The sequence below is a fragment of the Streptomyces sp. NPDC047022 genome, from assembly GCF_040644155.1.
Classification (GTDB): Bacteria; Actinomycetota; Actinomycetes; order Streptomycetales; family Streptomycetaceae; genus Streptomyces.
This window is the reverse complement of sequence record NZ_JBEYVV010000014.1, coordinates 129,876-147,477: the sequence shown is the minus strand read 5'-3', so window position 1 is coordinate 147,477 and position 17,602 is coordinate 129,876. Positions and strand designations below refer to the sequence as shown.

Genomic DNA, 17,602 nt, shown 5'->3' with positions numbered 1-17,602 from the left:
TCAGGCCGACACCGCCGACGAGGACGCCCCGGCCACCGCGACCGCCCCCGCGCCCGCCCCCGAAGCGGACGCCCCCAGGCGACGCGGCCGGCTGCGCACCTGGCGTACCGACTACCCCGTGGCCGCCCACGTTCTCGGCATCACCGTCACCGTTCTCGCCGGTGTCGTCGTCGTCGCCTCGCTCGTCCTGCCCAACCAGCCGCAGGACATGCGGTTGGCCGAGTTCATCCGGATCCCGGTCGAGGCGCTGATCGGCGCCGTCGTACTGACAGCGCTGCCCCGCCGACCGCGGCTGGCCGTGGCCTGGGTCGGCGGGACCGTGCTCGGCGTGATGTCCCTGCTCAACCTGCTCGACGTCGGCTTCAACCAGTATCTGGGCCGCGGTTTCAACGTCGTCCTCGACTGGCCCCTGTTCAGCGACGCGTACTCCTACCTCCAGGACACGCTGGGCGGGTCGGGCGCCCTCGGGGTGCTGGTCGCGGCCATCGCGATCGTGGTCGTCGTCCTCGCACTTTCCGCGCTCTCCGTCGTCCGGCTCAGCAACCTCATGGCACGGCACCGTGCCACCACCACACGTGCCGTCCTGATCCTGAGCATGGCGTGGATGACCTGCACGGCCCTCAGTCTCCAGGTCAGCGGAGTGCCGCTCGCGTCCGAGCGCACGGTCACCATGCTCCAGTCCCGCACCGACGCGATCCGCCAGACCGTGCGCGACGAACGGGAGTTCTCCAAGACCGCCAAGATCGACGCCTTCGGCGGCACCCCGGGCTCCCAGCTCGTGCCGGATCTGCGCGGCAAGGACATGATCTTCACGTTCATCGAGAGCTACGGCCGCAGCGCCGTCGAGGACCCGATCATGGCGCCCGGCGTCGACAAGACGCTCGACACCAGCACCCAGGCGCTCGCGAAGGCGGGTTTCCACGCCAAGAGCGGCTGGCTGACCTCGGCGACGTACGGCGGCAGCAGCTGGCTCGGCCACTCCACGTTCATGTCCGGTCTGTGGGTCAACAACCAGAACCGGTACCGCACCGTCACCGCGAGCGATCACCTCACCCTCACCGAGGCGTTCAAGAAGACCGGCGCCTGGGACACGGTCGGCGTCATGCCCGGGGTGCAGAAGGGCTGGCCGGAGGCGAAGTGGTACGGCCTCGACAAGGTCTACAACGCCTTCGAGCTGGGCTACAAGGGACCGAAGTTCAGCTGGTCGACCATGCCGGACCAGTACGCGCTCGAGCAGTTCCAGAAGCAAGTGCACAGCAAGAAGCACGACAAGCCGCTGACGTCGTTCGTCATCCTGACCTCCAGCCACCAGCCCTGGGCGCCCATCCCCAAGATGGTCCCCTGGAACCAGCTGGGCGACGGCTCGATCTTCAACGCCATCCAGAAGGCGGGGAACAATCCGGCGGACATCATCGCCGACTCGACTCGCTCGAAGGAGGAGTACGGCAAGACCGTCCAGTACTCGGTGACCGCCCTCACCCAGTGGCTCGAACGCTACGGCAACGACAACACGGTCCTCGTCTTCCTCGGCGACCACCAGCCGATCTCCCGGGTGAGCGGCAACCACGCCAGCCGTGACGTGCCGTGCGCGATCGTCGCCAAGGACCCGAAGGTGCTCGACAAGATCGCCGACTGGGGCTGGACGGACGGCCTGCGGCCCGCGCACAACGCGCCGGTGTGGAAGATGAGCTCGTTCCGCGACCGCTTCCTGACGGCCTACGGCTCGACCCCGCACCCGACGAAGAACTAGGGTCTTTCGTCTGGATCAGGCCGGATCAGGGAGCGGGGTCTGGTGCCGTGCATCGCAAGGCGGAGGAGGGCGTCATGGCGGAGCCATGGCAACCGACGACAACGCGGCGAGGCACGGTGCCAGGGCCCGCGAGCCCGGCCTGACCCAAACGAGAGGCCCTAGCACCGCAACAGGCGGCGCGTCGCTCCTCTTCGGTCTCCCACGACGGCTCGCCGGTCGACCCGGCGCCGTCGCTGACGGGGTACGGGCAAGGAAGTCCGGTCGGCTCCGCTCAGCCGCCGGAGGTGTCCAGTTCAGCGTCCTCGCTGATGCCCGCGCAGTCGTACGGGTCCTTCAGCCAGCCGTCCGGCAGCACCACCCGGTTGTTGCCGGACGTACGGCCGCGGGGACCGTCGGCGCCCGTCGGCCAGGGCTGGTCCAGGTCGAGCTCGTCCAGACCGGACCGCAGCTCCTGGAGCGAGGAGGTGATCGCGAGCCGCTTGCGCATCTCGGAGCCGACCGAGAATCCCTTCAGGTACCAGGCCACGTGCTTGCGGAAGTCGATGACCCCGCGCGGCTCGTCGCCGAGCCACTCGCCCAGCAGCGTGGCGTGCCGGACCATGATGTCCGCGACCTCGCGCAGCACCGGCCTGGCGATGTCGTCGGTCCGCCCCTCGAAGGCCGCCACCAGGTCGGCGAACAGCCATGGCCGGCCCAGGCAGCCTCGGCCCACGACCACCCCGTCGCAGCCCGTCTCGCGCACCATCCGCAGGGCGTCCTCGGCGGACCAGATGTCGCCGTTGCCGAGCACCGGGATCTCCGGCACATGCTCCTTCAGCCGGGCGATGGAGTCCCAGTCGGCGGTGCCGCCGTAGTGCTGGGAGGCGGTGCGGCCGTGCAGCGCGATGGCCGTCACGCCCTCCTCGACGGCGATGCGCCCGGCGTCCAGGAAGGTGATGTGGTCGTCGTCGATGCCCTTGCGCATCTTCATGGTGACCGGAAGGTCCCCGGCGCCGCTGACGGCCTCGCGCAGGATCGCGCGCAGCAGGTTGCGCTTGTACGGCAGCGCGGAGCCGCCGCCCTTGCGGGTCACCTTCGGGACCGGGCAGCCGAAGTTCAGGTCGATGTGGTCGGCCAGGCCCTCTTCCGCGATCATGCGGACGGCCTTGCCGACGGTGGCCGGGTCCACGCCGTACAGCTGGATCGAGCGCGGCTGCTCGCTCGGATCGAACGTGATCAGCTGCATGGTCTTCTCGTTGCGCTCGACCAGCGCCCGGGTCGTGATCATCTCGCTCACGAACAACCCCTTGCCACCGCTGAACTCCCTGCACAGGGTCCGGAACGGCGCGTTCGTGATCCCGGCCATGGGCGCGAGGACGACGGGGGGCTGGACGGCGTGCGGGCCGATCTGCAAGGTCGGGGTCATCGTGGGCGTGGGCATTCCCCCATTGTCACGCACGCCGAGGGGTACCCGGTCCTCATGATCGTGTACTAGTCATTAGTTAGACGCACTATCGATATCGGCGTACGATGGATGTCATGCACGAGCTGAGCCACCGCCGACGTCTCGTCGTCCTCGCGATCTGCTGTCTGAGCGTGCTGATCGTGAGCCTCGACAACACCGTCCTGAATGTCGCGCTCCCCACCATGCAGAGGGAACTGCACGCGAGCGTGTCGGGCCTTCAGTGGACGATCGACGCGTACACCCTGGTCCTGGCCTCGCTGCTGATGTTCGCGGGCTCGACGGCGGACCGTGTGGGCCGCCGCAGGATCTTCCAGGCAGGGCTCTTCGTCTTCACGGTCGGCTCGGCGCTCTGCTCCGTCGCCCCGAATCTGGACTCGCTGATCGTCTTCCGTACGGTGCAGGCCGTGGGCGGATCCATGCTCAACCCGGTCGCGATGTCGATCATCACCAACACCTTCACCGATGCGCGCGAGCGCGCCCGCGCGATCGGGATGTGGGGCGGTGTGGTCGGCATATCCATGGCGGCGGGCCCCGTCATCGGCGGACTGCTGGTCGACTCGGTCGGCTGGCGCTCGATCTTCTGGATCAACCTGCCGGTGGGCATCGCCGCACTGCTGCTCACCATGGTGTACGTCCCTGAGTCCCGCGCCGCCAAGGCCCGGCACCCCGACCCGGTGGGCCAGCTCCTGGTGATCGCCCTGCTGGCTTCCCTGACCTACGCGATCATCGAGTCGCCGAACTCGTCCGCCGCCCACACCCTGGCCTTCGGCGCGTTGGCGCTGGCCGCGCTGCTCGCCCTGCTCTGGTACGAGCCTCGTCGCGGCGAACCCCTCATCGACCTGCGCTTCTTCCGCTCAGCACCGTTCAGCGGGGCGACGGGGGTCGCGGTGAGCTCGTTCGCGGCGCTCAGCGGCTTCCTGTTCCTGTCGACGCTGTACCTGCAGAACGTACGCGGTCTGGACGCGCTGCACGCGGGCCTGTGGATGCTGCCCATGGCGGTCATGTGCTTCGTGTGCGCGCCGCTCTCGGGCCGGCTGGTCGGCAGCCGCGGCCCGCGCCTTCCGCTTCTGACGGCGGGGACCGCCATGACGGCGAGCGGTTTGCTGTTCGCGGCCTTCCACGCCGAGACCTCGAACGTCACCCTGGTGATCGGCTATGTCCTCTTCGGCCTGGGCTTCGGCTTCGTGAACGCGCCCATCACCAACACGGCCGTCTCGGGCATGCCCCGCGCGCAGGCGGGCGTCGCGGCTGCCATCGCCTCCACCAGCCGGCAGATCGGCGGCACGCTGGGAGTCGCGGTGGTCGGCTCGGTCCTGGCCGCGGGCGTGCACACGGGCCCGTACCGGGATGTCTTCGTCTCCGCCGCACGGCCCGGCTGGTGGATCCTCACCGCCTGCGGTCTCCTGGTCCTGCTGCTGGGCGCCCTGACGACGGGCCGCTGGGCCCTCGCGACGGCCGAGCGCACGGCGGACCGGCTGCAGACGGAGGAGATACGGCAGCAGAACCCGACGGGTGTGGGCGCCTAGGGTCTTTCGTTTGGATCAGGCCGCCACGCGCCCCCGCCCGTGTCGCCGCTCAGCCTGCTCCCGTTCCCGCTGCTCCCGCTCCCGCTTCAGCGCGATCTCGTGGAGCCGCTCAAGTCGCTCACGCGACTCGCCGTCGGCCGGAGCGTACGTCACCATCCGCGGCCCGTTGTGCGGGGTGAGCCACAGATCCGTGTGGTCCAAGTTGAGCAGGCCCACATGGGCGTTGAGGAACTTCTTGCGCTTGCTGACGGCACCGACCACCTCGTGCCGCTCCCATACCTCGCGGAACTCGGCGGACTCCGCCGTCAGCCGCTTGAGCAGCATCTTCCACGCGGGCTCGCCTAGGTGACCGGCCATATTGGCGCGGAACTTGGCCGCCATCAGCCGCATCGCCGTCTCCAGTTCGACGCTCGCCGCCCGCCAGTCGGGGTGGGTGAAGCAAAGCACCATGCAGTTGAGGTCCGCCGCCGGGACGGCGTCGAGGTCGCACAGCAACAGCCCGTAGGTGCGGTTGTAGGCGAGGATGTCGTACCGGCTGTTGGTGATGCAGGCGGGCAGCGGCTCCAGCTGTTCCAGCAGGATGCGCTGGGCGTCGGTGACCGGCGCGCAGCTCGCGCCGGGCGCTGGGTCCACGGCCCCCGCCAGGTTGAACAGATGGGCGCGCTCACCTGCGTCGAGCAGCAGGGTGCGCGCGAGGGCGTCGAGGACCTGGCCGGAGACCTGGATGTCGCGGGCCTGCTCCAGCCACGTGTACCAGGTGACCCCGACCGCCGACAGCTGCGCGACCTCTTCGCGCCGCAGCCCCGGTGTGCGCCGGCGTCTGCCGCGGGGCAGTCCGACCTGCTCGGGGGTGATGTGCTCGCGGCGGTGCCGCAGGAAAGCCGCCAGCTCATTGCGCCGGATGTCGGACACGGGCGGGGTATCCCGCACGGCCGTCGTCTGCTGCACCATGGTCGTCATATTCCCAGCCTGCCGCCTGCCTGACCCTGTTGCCAGGTAGTGCTTGTACCAGGATAAAGACACTCTGGTACCACCCTGAGAGTCGGCGGAAGCTCAATGGCGTGACCGAAACTCTCACTGCGCGTACGGTCCGCTCCCCGGTGGAGACACCCCGGCTGAGCGGGCTCGGACTGTTCACGGTGCTGCTGGGCGCGGCACTCCCCCTCATCGACTTCTTCATCGTCAACGTCGCCCTGCCGACCATCGGCAAGGACCTGCACGCGAGCGAGTCCGTGCTCGAACTCGTGGTGTCGGGCTACGGGCTCTCGTACGCCGTTCTGCTCGTCCTCGGCGGCCGGCTCGGCGACCTGTTCGGGCGGCGCGAGTTCTTCCTCGGCGGGATGGCCGCCTTCGGCGTGACCTCGCTCGCGTGCGGTCTCGCCCCGAACGCCTGGACGCTGGTCGCGGCGCGCGTCGCGCAGGGCGCGGCGGCGGCTGCGATGCTGCCCCAGGTGCTCGCCACGATCCAGGCGGCGACCAGCGGCCGGCGCCGCGCCAAGGCGATGAGCCTGTACGGCGCGACGGCCGGACTGTCCATGGTGGCCGGGCAGATCCTCGGCGGTGTGCTGGTGGCCGCGGACATCGCGGGCAGCGGCTGGCGCTCGGTGTTCCTCGTCAATGTGCCCGCGGTGGTCGTCGGCCTCTTCCTGGCCGCGCGCGCCGTCCCCGAGACCCGCTCCCAGCACCCGGAGCCGGTGGACGGCCCCGGCACCGTACTGCTCGCCGTCTCCCTGGTGACCCTGCTCGCGCCGCTCACCGAGGGCCGCGCGGCGGGCTGGCCGCTGTGGACGTGGCTGACGCTGGCCGTGTTCCCGTTCGCGGCGTGGGCGTTCTACGCGGTGGAGCGGGGGGCGGACCGGCGGGGCCGTACGCCGCTCGTGCCGCCGAGCCTGTTCGCCCTGGTGCCGCTGCGCCGCGGGCTGGTCATGCTCGTGCCGTTCTCGATGGGCTTCAGCGGGTTCATGTTCGTCATCGCGGTGGCGCTCCAGCAGGGTGCCGGACTCGGGCCGGTGTCGGCGGGGCTCGCGCTCACGCCCATGGCGGTGGCGTTCTTCCTCGTGTCGCTGTGCGGCCCGCGTCTGGTGTCCCGCTTCGGCACCCGGGTGGTGAGCGCCGGTGGGCTGATCCAGGGGGTCGGTGTCGCGCTGATGGCACTCGCCGCGTGGAACTCCTGGCCGCATCTGGGCGTGCTGGAGCTGCTGCCCGGGGCTGCGGTGGCCGGCGCGGGTCAGTCACTTCAGCTGCCGATCGTGATGCGGATCATCCTGTCCGAGGTGCCGCCCGCCCGTGCGGGCGTCGGCGGCGGCGTCATGGTCACCGCCCAGCAGTCCGCACTGGCGCTGGGCGTGGCGACGCTCGGCTCCCTCTTCCTGGCCCTGGTTCCCGGGATGGGCATGCGGGACGCGCTGGTGATCACGCTCCTGGTGCAGTTGGCCGGTATCGCCCTCACCATCGCGCTGAGCCTGCGGCTGCCCCGCACGATCAGCTGACAAGGAGTCGGCCGACTCCTTTTGTCCCCATACCGGTGGACAGCGGTGCGACGGCAACCGAAGCGATACGTCAACGCATCACCGATGACCCCCTGTTGATCTACATGGTGCTGCACACTCCTTGCTGCGCAAGCGGACAGGTACTCCCTAGGCACACCCCTGGAGGCGTGATGCCGCAGATCGACACGAGCAGGGTGAGCCGCCGGGACCCACACGGGCGTGAGCACACCGTGCGGGTCCAGGGGGCCGGGGTGCGGCGCACCATCGGCTGCGACACGTGCGGCTGGAACCAGAACGCGCAGTTCCTGCCGTGGCTCAAGGCCGAGGAACACCTCGCGCAGGCACATCAGGCGACGGCGGACCCTGAGCAAGCAGGTCAGGAACCGCCCGGCAGTTCCTGACGGCACGCGCACCGGGACGACCGCGCAATCCTGCCCCCGGCAGTGCGTTCAGCGGCGGCGCAGTGACGGGTCGAGCAGTGCGGGCGGGGTGTCGTGCTTCTCGTGTGCGGCGAGGTCGACACCGGGCGCGACGATCGCGTCGATCGCGTCCAGCACGTCCGCGGAGAGAACGGTGTCGGCGGCGGCGAGTTGCGCACGCAGGTGGTCCGGCGTGCGGGGGCCGATGAGCGCACTGGTCACGGCGGGGTGCGCGGTCACGAAGCCGAGCGCGAGCTGGATCAGCGTCAGTCCGGCCTCGTCGGCGACCTCGGCCAGCCGCTCGACCGCATCGAGCCTGGCCCGGTTGGAGGGAATGCCGGTGTCGAAGCGCTCCGGCATGATCGCCGAGCGGCTGGTGGCGATCTCCCGGCCCTCGCGGACCGCGCCGGACAGCCAGCCCGAGGCCAGCGGGCTCCACACCAGCACACCGAGGCCGTACTCCTCGGTCACGGGCAGAACGTGGGTCTCGATTCCGCGTTGCAGGATCGAGTAGCTGGGCTGTTCCGTGACGTAACGGCTCAGACGGTGTTCGCGCGCGGCCCACTGGGCCTGCACGATTCGGTAGGCCGGGAAGGTCGAGGAGCCGAAGTGGCGGATCTTCCCGGCGCGTTGCAGGTCGGTGAGGGCGGACAGGGTTTCCTCGTCACTGGCGCCCGGGTCCCACCGGTGGATCTGATAGAGATCGACGTGGTCGACACCGAGGCGGCGCAGGCTGTTGTCCAGCTCGGTGACCAGCCAGCGGCGCGAGCCGCCCCGGTGGTTGCGCTCCTCGCCCATCGGCAGGCCGGCCTTCGTGGCCAGCACGATGTCGTCGCGGCGGCCGGCGATGGCCTTGCCGACCATCTCCTCCGACTCACCCCCGCTGTACACGTCGGCGGTGTCGATGAGGTTGATCCCGGCCTCGAGAGCGGCGTCGACGAGGGCGGTGGCCTCCTCCTGGGTGGTGTGCCCGATCCTGCCGAAGTTCATCGCGCCGAGCGCGAGGGAGCTGACCTGCACACCGGTGCGGCCCAAGGTGCGGTACTGCATGAATGGGCTTCCTCCATGACGGATTCGGCGGATCGAGCGGATCGAGGCGCGATGACCGTGGGAGGGCTCGCCCGGATGCGCCCCGCCCGAGCGGTCGGATACGAAAGGGCGCCCGCCTCGGCTATCCTCGAAGCGGAACCTTGTTCCATATATGATACGGAACAGCGTTCCGCTTAGTCAACGCATCGTCCGAAGGAGAGCTCGGTGTCCGCTGAAGGCCACTCCGGGAAAACGGGAACGCCGGGCCGGAGCAAGCGGGCCGACGCCCTGCGCAATCAGCGGACGCTCCTCGCCGCCGCGGCCGAGGTGTTCGTCACCTCCGGCGTCGACGCGCCGATGCGCGAGATCGCGGCCAAAGCAGGAGTCGGCCTCGGAACGATCTACCGCCACTTCCCGACCCGGGCGGATCTTGTCGTCGCGGTCTACCGCCACCAGGTCGAAGCCTGCGCCGAGGCCGGCCCGACCCTGCTGGCCGACGCCGACTCCCCCTTCGTGGCACTCCGCCGGTGGGTCGGCCTCTTCGTCGACTTCCTGGTCACCAAGCACGGACTCGCAGGCGCGCTGCAGTCGGACAGCGGTTTCGACGCGCTGCACACCTACTTCCTGGACCGCCTGGTGCCCGTCTGCTCACAGCTGCTCGACGCCGCGGTCGACGCCGGAGAGATCAAGCCCGGCACACACGCCTACGAGCTGATGCGCGGCATCGGCAACCTCTGCATCGGACGCGACGGCGATCCCCGCTACGACCCCCGCCGACTGATCGAACTGCTCCTCCAGGGACTGAGGCGACCGCAGTCCGGCTGAGCCGCACGAGTGCCCTCGGCCCGCGTGACCGAAGGCCGCGTCAGCCGGCCGGTGCGGCCCGCAGGCCGCGCAGCAGCAGGTCGAGCACCGCCTCGAACTCGGCGTCGACGCCGGGCCGTTCCCACTCCCGGTGGTAGCACGGGTCGTGGAAGCGGCCCGTCGCGTGGAAGACGGCGGCGGCCGTGGTCGCCGGGTCGGCGACGGTGAAGGCGCCGGACTCCGTGCCGGCGCGGATGATCTCGGCGAGCTGTCCGGTCAGATCGTCGACGTGCTCGCCGACCGCCGTACCGGCCTCCCCGGTCAGCACCATGTAGGTCGCGAACAGTTCGGGGTCGTCCCCCGCCTTGCGGCGCTTGGCCGCGAACAGGACCGTCAGCCAGTCCCTCAGCCGCGCCTCGGGGTCCCGGTCCTCACCGACGATCTCGGAGAGCGCGTCGGACGTACGGTCCAGCCATCGCTTGGTGACCGCCTCCCGCAGCGCCGCCTTCGTCCGGAAGTGGCGGTACACGCTGCCGTGACTGACGCCGAGCGCGCGGGCCACGTCCACCACGGTGGCCTTGGCGGGGCCGTGGCGGCGCAGCACCTCCTCGGTCGCTTCGAGGATGCGCTCGGCGGTCAGGGTCTCGGTGGTCGGTGCCATGGTCCGACGGTACCCGGCGGCGGGATCAGTGCTCGCTGTCGAGGTGGGCCATCTGCGACCCCGGGTAGCGGTCGCCGGCCGCCGCGTCCGCGGGCACGGCCGCCTCGATCGCCGCGAGGTCGGCCTCGTCCAGGGTCACGTCCAGCGCGCCGAGCGCCTCCGACAGGCGATCGCGGGTGCGGGCGCCGATCAGCGGGACGATGTCCTCGCCGCGCGAGAGCACCCAGGCGATGGCGAGCTGCGCGACGCTGACACCCTTCTGCTCGGCGATCTTCCGGAGCTGCTCGACCAGGCCGAGGTTGTGGTCGAGGTTCGTGCCCTGGAAGCGGGGCGAGTGGGCGCGGAAGTCGTTCGCGGCGAGCTGCCGGTCGCGGGTGAAGTGGCCCGAGATCAGCCCCCGGGAGAGCACGCCGTACGCGGTGATCCCGATGCCCAGTTCGCGGGTGGTGGGCAGGATGCGGTCCTCGATGCCGCGCGAGATGAGCGAGTACTCGATCTGGAGGTCCGCGATGGGGGCGGTGGCGGCGGCCCGGCGGATGGTGTCCGCGCCGACCTCGCTGAGGCCGATGTGCCGGACGTATCCCTTCTCCACCAGTTCGGCGATGGCGCCCACCGTCTCCTCGATGGGCACGTCGGGGTCGAGGCGCGCGATCCGGTAGACGTCGATGTGGTCGACGCCGAGGCGCTGGAGCGAATACGCGGCGAAGTTCTTCACGGCGGCGGGCCGGCCGTCGTGTCCGGACCAGCCGCCGTCCGGGTCGCGCAGGGCGCCGAACTTGACGCTGACGACGGCCTGTTCGCGCTGGGCCGCGGGGGCGGTGCGCAGTGCCTCGCCGACCAGCATCTCGTTGTGGCCCATGGCGTAGAAGTCGCCGGTGTCGAGCAGGGTCACGCCCGCGTCGAGGGCGGCGTGCACGGTGGCGATGGATTCGGTCCGGTCCGCGTCGCCGTAGAGCGCGGACATGCCCATGCAGCCGAGGCCGAGCGCTGCGGTCCGGGGGCCGGTGGTTCCGAGGGTGCGGGTACGCATGAGAACTCCTTGGGTTTCCCTGAAGGTGACTCCACCATCGCATGACAGATGACAGATTTCAATATTTGTCATCTGTCACACATCCGGTGTCTCCGCCCGGAAACGACGAACGCCGGGTGGGCTGCCTCGAGCAGCCCACCCGGCGTCGTACGGGAGGTTCAGGTCCTGGCTAGCAGCCGATCAGCCGTGCGGCCAGGTAACCCTCGATCTGGTCCAGCGACACGCGCTCCTGCTTCATCGAGTCGCGCTCACGCACCGTCACGGCGTTGTCCTCGAGCGTGTCGAAGTCGACCGTCACACAGAACGGCGTGCCGATCTCGTCCTGACGGCGGTAGCGGCGGCCGATGGCGCCCGCGTCGTCGAACTCGATGTTCCAGTGGCCGCGCAGCGCCTGGGCGAGGCCCTTGGCCTTCGGGGACAGCTCCGGGTTGCGGGACAGCGGCAGGACCGCGACCTTCACCGGCGCGAGGCGCGGGTCGAGGCGCAGCACCGTGCGCTTCTCCATCTTGCCCTTGGCGTTGGGCGCCTCGTCCTCGACGTAGGCGTCGAGGAGGAAGGCCAGCATCGTGCGGCCGACACCGGCCGCGGGCTCGATGACGTACGGAGTCCAGCGCTCGCCGGCCTCCTGGTCGAAGTAGAAGAGGTCCTGGCCGGAGGCCTTGGAGTGCGCGGTCAGGTCGTAGTCCGTGCGGTTGGCGACGCCCTCCAGCTCACCCCACTCCGAGCCACCGAACTGGAAGCGGTACTCGATGTCGGCCGTGCGCTTGGAGTAGTGGGAGAGCTTCTCCTGCGGGTGGTCGTACCAGCGCATGTTCTCCTCGCGCAGGCCGAGGCCGGTGTACCAGTTCCAGCGCTCCTGCATCCAGTACTCCTGCCACTTCTCGTCCTCGCCCGGCTTGACGAAGAACTCCATCTCCATCTGCTCGAACTCACGGGTGCGGAAGATGAAGTTGCCCGGCGTGATCTCGTTGCGGAACGACTTGCCCATCTGCGCGATGCCGAAGGGCGGCTTCCGGCGGGAGGTCTGCTGGACCAGGCTGAAGTTGGTGAAGATGCCCTGCGCGGTCTCGGGGCGCAGGTAGGCGATCGAGCCGCTGTCCTGCGTCGGGCCGAGGTGCGTGGACAGCAGGCCCGAGAACTGCTTGGGCTCGGTGAACTGTCCCTTGTTGCCGCAGTTGGGGCAGTTGATGTCCGCGAGGCCGTGCTCCGGCATACGGCCGTGCTTGGCCTCGTACGCCTCCTCCAGGTGGTCCGCGCGGTAGCGCTTGTGGCAGGAGGTGCACTCGGTGAGCGGGTCGGTGAAGGTGGCGACGTGACCGGAGGCCACCCAGACCTCCGTCGCCAGGATCACCGAGGAGTCGATACCGACGACGTCCTCGCGGGACGTGACCATGTAGCGCCACCACTGGCGCTTGATGTTCTCCTTGAGCTCGACACCCAGCGGTCCGTAGTCCCAGGCGGCCCGCTGACCGCCGTAGATCTCGCTGCAGGGGAATACGAAGCCACGGCGCTTGCTCAGGCTGACGATGGTGTCGATCTTGTCGGCGGCCACGGTGCTCTCTTCATTACGACGACGGGCGACGAAGCTGCTGCTTCAGGGCACTGCACTGCTTCAGCATTGCTTCAGAGCGAATGCTTCAGGTTACCGGCGGGGGCTCCCCTCCAATCAAATCGGTATGGGGGTAGCGGGCCTGAAGCGGGTCCCCCTTCCGAGGCCGCTGCTGCCCGACGGGCTCATCCGGCTCGTCGGGCCCGCCGGGACCAGCGCCCGCCGGACCCGCCATGAGCCCCCGTGCGCCTCCGCGAGCCCCCAGGAGGTTTATTGACAATGGTTTCCATGTTTGTTGAAAATGAATGTCATGAAATCACGTCGACGCCCGCCCCGGCGTCTCATACCCATGGTCGCCCTGACCGGGGTCACCGCTGTCACCCTCGCGGCGACCTCCGCCTGTTCTTCCCGGGCCGCGGCCAAAGACAGCGGCAGGTTCGACGTCGTGGCCTCCTTCTATCCACTGGCCTTCCTCGCCGAGCAGATCGGCGGGAAATACGTTCATGTCACCAGTCTCACGCAGCCCGGCCAGGAGCCGCACGACCTGGAGATCAGCGCCCGGCAGACCGCGCGGCTCCAGGAGTCCGACGCCATCCTGTACCTGCGGGGCCTGCAGCCCTCCGTCGATGACGCGGTGGCCCAGTCCGAGGTGCAGACGAAGATCGACGCGGCCTTCCTGACCACCCTGGAGCAACACGGCAACGAGGTCGGCGGGCACGCGGCGGCCCACGACAGCCACCCCGGCGAGGGCGCGGGCAAGGACCCCCACATCTGGCTCGACCCGGTGCGCTACGCCCAGGTCGCGGACGGCGTCGGCAAGGCCTTCGAGAAGGCGGACCCGGCCCACGCGGACGCCTACCGCAAGAACACCTCCGTGCTCGTGAAGAAGCTCGACGCGCTCAACACCCAGTACGCGAACGGGCTGCGGAACACCAAGAGCAAGGTCTTCATCACCACCCACGCCGCCTTCGGTTACCTCGCCGAGCGCTACGGACTGACCGAGGAGGCCATCAACGGCCTGGACCCGGACTCCGAGCCCAGCGCCGCCCGGGTGCGGGGCCTGGAGTCGATGGCGCGCGCCGACGGGGTGTCCACCGTCTTCTACGAGACGCTCGTCAGCGACAGCACCGCGAAGACCATCGCCAAGGACACCGAGCTGAGGACCGATGTGCTCGACCCGATCGAGGGCATCACCGCCAAGTCCCGCGGCAGCGACTACTTCCAGGTCATGGAGTCCAACCTGACGACGCTGAGGAAGGCGCTGGGGGCCAGGTGACCGTCACGCAGAGCACCACGCGCGAGGCCGTCCTTTCCCTGCGCGGCGTCCACGCCGACCTGGGCTCGCGGCCCGTCCTGCGCGGCATCGACCTCCATGTGCGGCGCGGCGAGGTCGTGGCGCTGCTCGGCGCGAACGGCTCGGGCAAGTCCACCGCCGTGCGCTGCGCCATCGGGCAGGTGCCGGTGACCGCCGGACAGATCGAACTGTTCGGCGCCCCGCGCGACCGGTTCCGCACATGGCGGCGCGTCGGATACGTGCCCCAGCGCACCACGGCCGCGGGCGGCGTGCCCGCCACGGTGAACGAGGTGGTCTCCTCCGGGCGGCTGTCCCGGACCCGCTTCGGCCTTCTGCGCAAGGCCGACCACGACGCCGTACGACACGCCCTGGAGCTCGTCGGCATGGCGGACCGGGCCGGGGACCGCGTGGACGCGCTCTCCGGAGGCCAGCACCAGCGCGTCCTGATCGCCCGCGCGCTCGCCTCGCGACCGGAGCTGCTGATCATGGACGAGCCGATGGCGGGCGTCGACCTGGTGAGCCAGAAGGTGCTCGCGCGGACGCTTCGGGACCAGGTGGCGTCCGGCGCTACCGCACTGCTCGTCCTGCACGAGCTGGGCCCCCTTGAGCCGCTCATCGACCGGGCGGTCGTCCTGCGCGAGGGCCGCGTCCTGCACGACGGACCGCCCACGGAGGGCGTCGGCCTCGTGCATCACGCACTCCATGTACCCACCCCGACGGGAGAACGGCCGAGCTGATGGACTTCCTGGACTACGCCTTCATGCAGCGGGCCCTGCTCGCCGCCGTGCTGGTCGGCATCACCGCTCCCGCCGTCGGCATCCACCTCGTCCAGCGCCGCCAGGCCCTGATGGGCGACGGCGTCGGCCATGTCGCCATGACGGGCGTCGGCCTCGGCTTCCTGCTCTCCGCCTCCCCGGTGTGGATGGCGACGGCCGTCTCCGTGCTCGGCGCGGTGCTGATGGAGCTGATCCGCTGGTACGGCAGGACGCGCGGCGACATCGCGCTGGCCATGCTGTTCTACGGAGGGATGGCGGGCGGCGTGATGTTCATCAACCTCGCCCCGGGCGGCTCCAACGCCAACCTCACCTCCTACCTGTTCGGTTCGCTCTCCACCGTCTCGCAAGCGGACATCACGGCGATCTGCGTGCTGGCCGCGTTCGTCGTGCTGGTCACCACGGGCCTGCGCCGCCAGCTGTTCGCGGTCGGCCAGGACGAGGAGTTCGCACGGGTGACGGGGCTTCCGGTGCGCGCGCTGAACCTGCTGACGGCGGTCACCGCCGCGGTGACGGTGACGGTCGCGATGCGGGTGGTGGGCCTGCTCCTCGTCTCCGCCCTGATGGTCGTGCCCGTCGCCGCGGCGCAGCAGCTGGGCCGCGGCTTCGCGGCGACATCCGTGATCGCGGTCGTCATCGGGGTGACCGTGGCCCTCGGCGGCACGATCACGTCGTACTACCAGGACGTGCCGCCCGGCGCCACGATCGTGCTGCTGACGATCGCCGCGTTCCTCGCGCTGACGGCCCTGGCCGCTCCGCTGTCCCGCCGACGGGCCCGTACGGCCGCCGCCGCGGACCCCGTGGGAAACCCCGGCGGTGACCCGCCGGCGCGTGCGGTTCCGGCCGCGCGGGAGGCGCCGGGCGAAGTCGGAATCTGACTGTGTGCCGCCTGGACTGGCACAATGGCCCGGCAGGAAGCAGACGTGAGCTGCGAGACAGCCGAGGCGAGCGAGCCATCGCGAAGGAGGCAGCCGTGACGACCGCCGGCCCGCCCGTACGGGGACGTTCCACCCGCCAGCGTGCCGCCGTGGCGGCGGCGCTCGACGAGGTCGAGGAGTTCCGCAGCGCGCAGGAGCTCCACGACATGCTCAAGCACAAGGGCGACTCGGTGGGCCTGACGACGGTCTACCGCACGCTGCAGTCCCTCGCCGACGCGGGCGAGGTCGACGTCCTGCGCACCTCCGACGGCGAGTCCGTCTACCGCCGCTGCTCGACCGGCGAGCACCACCACCACCTGGTCTGCCGTATCTGCGGCAAGGCCGTCGAGGTCGAGGGCCCGGCGGTGGAGAAGTGGGCCGAGGCGATCGCGGCGGAGCACGGCTACGTCAACGTCGCCCACACGGTGGAAATCTTCGGCACCTGCGCGGACTGCGCGGCGGCCTCCGGCGGGGGCTGAGGCGCTACAGCCGGGTCAGGTTGCGGTCGAGGATCGCCCGCAGCCGGTCCACGTCCGCGGGGCTCTGGGCACCGCGCTTGGGCAGGATCGTGAAGCTGAGGGCGTTCTTGTCCGCGCTGACCATGACGAACTCACTGTTCGTCTCCTTGTAGCGCGGCTGCGCCGCCCAGTTGACCGCCGTGGTCGTGTTGTCGTTGGCCAGGACCAGCCCGGTGTCCGTCACGGTGATGCGGAAGGTGCCCTTCGGCTCGGCCAGGCGCTGGAACTGGCGTGCCTGCAGCCAGGGCGTCAGCGGGATCAGGACGCCCATCAGGACCACCCAGATGAAGAAGAAGACCGGCGGATGGGCTCCGTTCAGCACCGCCACGACTTCCAGCACGAGGGCGACGAACACGCCGCACAGCACCCACTTCTGCCTGCGCCCCGCCCGGCTGACGCTTCTGCGCGCTCTGAGCGCCGACGTGAAGTCCTTGACGGTCGGCTGGTACAGCAGCTCCACCGATTCCTGCGCGGCGCCACTGGACTGCGCCGTGTCCCACCCCATGTTGTTCATGAGGCGGGATCGTAACGACTGCCGTCAGGGGGTCGCGGAGCGCCCCTCGTGCCCCTCGTGCCCTTCCATGGCCTGCAGGTCCTCGTTCGGGATGGCCCCGCCGAAGCGGCGGTCGCGGGAGGCGAACTCCACGCACGCCCGCCACAGGTCGCGGCGGTCGAAGTCCGGCCACAGCACGTCCTGGAAGACCATCTCGGCGTAAGCGCTCTGCCACAGGAGGTAGTTGGAAGTGCGCTGCTCGCCGCTCGGCCGCAGGAACAGGTCCACGTCCGGCATGTCCGGGTAGTAGAGGTACTTGGCCAGGGTCTTCTCGGTGACCTTCGACGGGTCGAGCCTGCCCGCCTTCACGTCCTCGGCCAGGGCCTGCGCCGCGTCGGCGATCTCGGCACGGCCGCCGTAGTTCATGCAGAAGTACAGCGTGAGCCGGTCGTTGCCCTTGGTCTGCTCCTGGGCGATCTGGAGCTCCTTGGCCACGGACTTCCACAGCTTGGGCATACGGCCCACCCAGCGCACCCGGATGCCGAGGTCGTCGAGCTGGTCCCGGGTCTTGCGGATGAAGTCGCGGTTGAAGTTCATCAGGAAGCGCACCTCGTCGGGCGAGCGCTTCCAGTTCTCGGTGGAGAACGCGTACAGCGAGATGTTCTGCACGCCCATCTCGATGGACCCCTGGAGCACGTCGAGCACCCGCTCTGCGCCGACCTTGTGGCCCTCGGTGCGCGGCAGCCCGCGTTCCTTGGCCCAGCGGCCGTTTCCGTCCATGACGATCGCCACGTGCCTGGGCACCAGCTCGCCGGGGAGCTTGGGCGCGCGGGCCCCGGACGGGTGCGGCTCCGGCGTCTTGTACTCGCGGCGCTGGCGCCCCAGGAACCCGCGTACGGCCATGTG

At 69.9% G+C, this 17,602-nt stretch carries 17 protein-coding genes; 9 read left to right on the top strand and 8 right to left on the bottom strand.

Features of this window, described 5'->3' with window-relative positions; translation table 11 throughout:
- Positions 1-91: 91 nt before the first annotated feature.
- Positions 92-1,750: a sulfatase-like hydrolase/transferase gene (locus ABZ845_RS17520; protein WP_360979899.1), complete on the top strand. Its 1,659-nt coding sequence runs from the start codon at positions 92-94 to the stop codon at positions 1,748-1,750.
- 271 nt (positions 1,751-2,021) lie between these two features.
- Here ABZ845_RS17520 and dusB read toward each other — a convergent pair whose 3' ends face one another.
- Entirely contained in the window at positions 2,022-3,170 is a 1,149-nt protein-coding gene (gene dusB / locus ABZ845_RS17515; protein WP_360979875.1) for a tRNA dihydrouridine synthase DusB, read from the bottom strand.
- Between the two features lie 98 nt (positions 3,171-3,268).
- On the opposite strand from dusB, the gene ABZ845_RS17510 reads away from it, so the two are divergent.
- Positions 3,269-4,720 (top strand): MFS transporter, encoded by a 1,452-nt coding sequence (locus ABZ845_RS17510; protein WP_360979872.1) that lies wholly within the window; start codon positions 3,269-3,271, stop codon positions 4,718-4,720.
- 15 nt (positions 4,721-4,735) lie between these two features.
- Here the strand turns inward: ABZ845_RS17510 and ABZ845_RS17505 are convergent, their stop codons facing one another.
- The gene (locus ABZ845_RS17505; RefSeq protein WP_360979869.1) at positions 4,736-5,680 is read right to left on the bottom strand and encodes a helix-turn-helix transcriptional regulator; all 945 of its coding nucleotides are present in this window, start codon (positions 5,678-5,680) and stop codon (positions 4,736-4,738) included.
- 101 nt (positions 5,681-5,781) lie between these two features.
- On the opposite strand from ABZ845_RS17505, the gene ABZ845_RS17500 reads away from it, so the two are divergent.
- Both ABZ845_RS17500 and ABZ845_RS17495 read left to right on the top strand, forming a co-directional pair.
- A complete protein-coding gene (locus ABZ845_RS17500) occupies positions 5,782-7,209 on the top strand; it encodes an MFS transporter (protein ID WP_360979866.1) in 1,428 nt (475 codons plus the stop codon).
- A gap of 170 nt (positions 7,210-7,379) precedes the next feature.
- Positions 7,380-7,610, top strand: a complete 231-nt coding sequence (locus ABZ845_RS17495; RefSeq protein ID WP_360979863.1) for a hypothetical protein — start codon at positions 7,380-7,382, stop codon at positions 7,608-7,610.
- Between the two features lie 48 nt (positions 7,611-7,658).
- Here the strand turns inward: ABZ845_RS17495 and ABZ845_RS17490 are convergent, their stop codons facing one another.
- The gene (locus ABZ845_RS17490) at positions 7,659-8,678 is read right to left on the bottom strand and encodes an aldo/keto reductase (RefSeq protein ID WP_360979860.1); all 1,020 of its coding nucleotides are present in this window, start codon (positions 8,676-8,678) and stop codon (positions 7,659-7,661) included.
- Positions 8,679-8,882: 204 nt separating this feature from the next.
- Between ABZ845_RS17490 and ABZ845_RS17485 the strand changes: the two genes are divergently transcribed.
- Positions 8,883-9,482 (top strand): TetR/AcrR family transcriptional regulator, encoded by a 600-nt coding sequence (locus ABZ845_RS17485; RefSeq protein WP_360979857.1) that lies wholly within the window; start codon positions 8,883-8,885, stop codon positions 9,480-9,482.
- 40 nt (positions 9,483-9,522) lie between these two features.
- On the opposite strand, the gene ABZ845_RS17480 is transcribed toward ABZ845_RS17485, so the two are convergent.
- From ABZ845_RS17480 to ABZ845_RS17470, 3 genes are all read right to left on the bottom strand, one after another.
- On the bottom strand, positions 9,523-10,122 hold the full coding sequence (locus tag ABZ845_RS17480) for a TetR family transcriptional regulator (RefSeq protein ID WP_360979854.1): 600 nt from the start codon (positions 10,120-10,122) through the stop codon (positions 9,523-9,525).
- Positions 10,123-10,147: 25 nt separating this feature from the next.
- Entirely contained in the window at positions 10,148-11,152 is a 1,005-nt protein-coding gene (locus tag ABZ845_RS17475) for an aldo/keto reductase (protein ID WP_360979851.1), read from the bottom strand.
- Between the two features lie 169 nt (positions 11,153-11,321).
- Positions 11,322-12,704, bottom strand: a complete 1,383-nt coding sequence (locus ABZ845_RS17470; protein WP_360979848.1) for a glycine--tRNA ligase — start codon at positions 12,702-12,704, stop codon at positions 11,322-11,324.
- Positions 12,705-13,002: 298 nt separating this feature from the next.
- Between ABZ845_RS17470 and ABZ845_RS17465 the strand changes: the two genes are divergently transcribed.
- The 4 genes from ABZ845_RS17465 (at position 13,003) to ABZ845_RS17450 (ending at position 16,164) form a co-directional block, all read left to right on the top strand.
- Positions 13,003-13,977, top strand: a complete 975-nt coding sequence (locus tag ABZ845_RS17465; RefSeq protein ID WP_360979845.1) for a metal ABC transporter substrate-binding protein — start codon at positions 13,003-13,005, stop codon at positions 13,975-13,977.
- On the top strand, positions 13,974-14,732 hold the full coding sequence (locus ABZ845_RS17460) for a metal ABC transporter ATP-binding protein (protein WP_360979842.1): 759 nt from the start codon (positions 13,974-13,976) through the stop codon (positions 14,730-14,732). The genes ABZ845_RS17465 and ABZ845_RS17460 overlap by 4 nt, the downstream gene beginning before the upstream one ends.
- On the top strand, positions 14,732-15,646 hold the full coding sequence (locus tag ABZ845_RS17455; RefSeq protein WP_360979839.1) for a metal ABC transporter permease: 915 nt from the start codon (positions 14,732-14,734) through the stop codon (positions 15,644-15,646). Before ABZ845_RS17460 ends, ABZ845_RS17455 begins: the two co-directional genes overlap by 1 nt.
- Before the next feature lie 95 nt (positions 15,647-15,741).
- Positions 15,742-16,164: a transcriptional repressor gene (locus tag ABZ845_RS17450; protein WP_360979836.1), complete on the top strand. Its 423-nt coding sequence runs from the start codon at positions 15,742-15,744 to the stop codon at positions 16,162-16,164.
- A gap of 4 nt (positions 16,165-16,168) precedes the next feature.
- Here the strand turns inward: ABZ845_RS17450 and ABZ845_RS17445 are convergent, their stop codons facing one another.
- Complete coding sequence (locus tag ABZ845_RS17445; protein ID WP_360979833.1) at positions 16,169-16,717, bottom strand: YcxB family protein; 549 nt, start codon at positions 16,715-16,717, stop codon at positions 16,169-16,171.
- Positions 16,718-16,741: 24 nt separating this feature from the next.
- Complete coding sequence (locus ABZ845_RS17440; RefSeq protein ID WP_360979830.1) at positions 16,742-17,599, bottom strand: isoprenyl transferase; 858 nt, start codon at positions 17,597-17,599, stop codon at positions 16,742-16,744.
- Positions 17,600-17,602 lie beyond the last annotated feature (3 nt).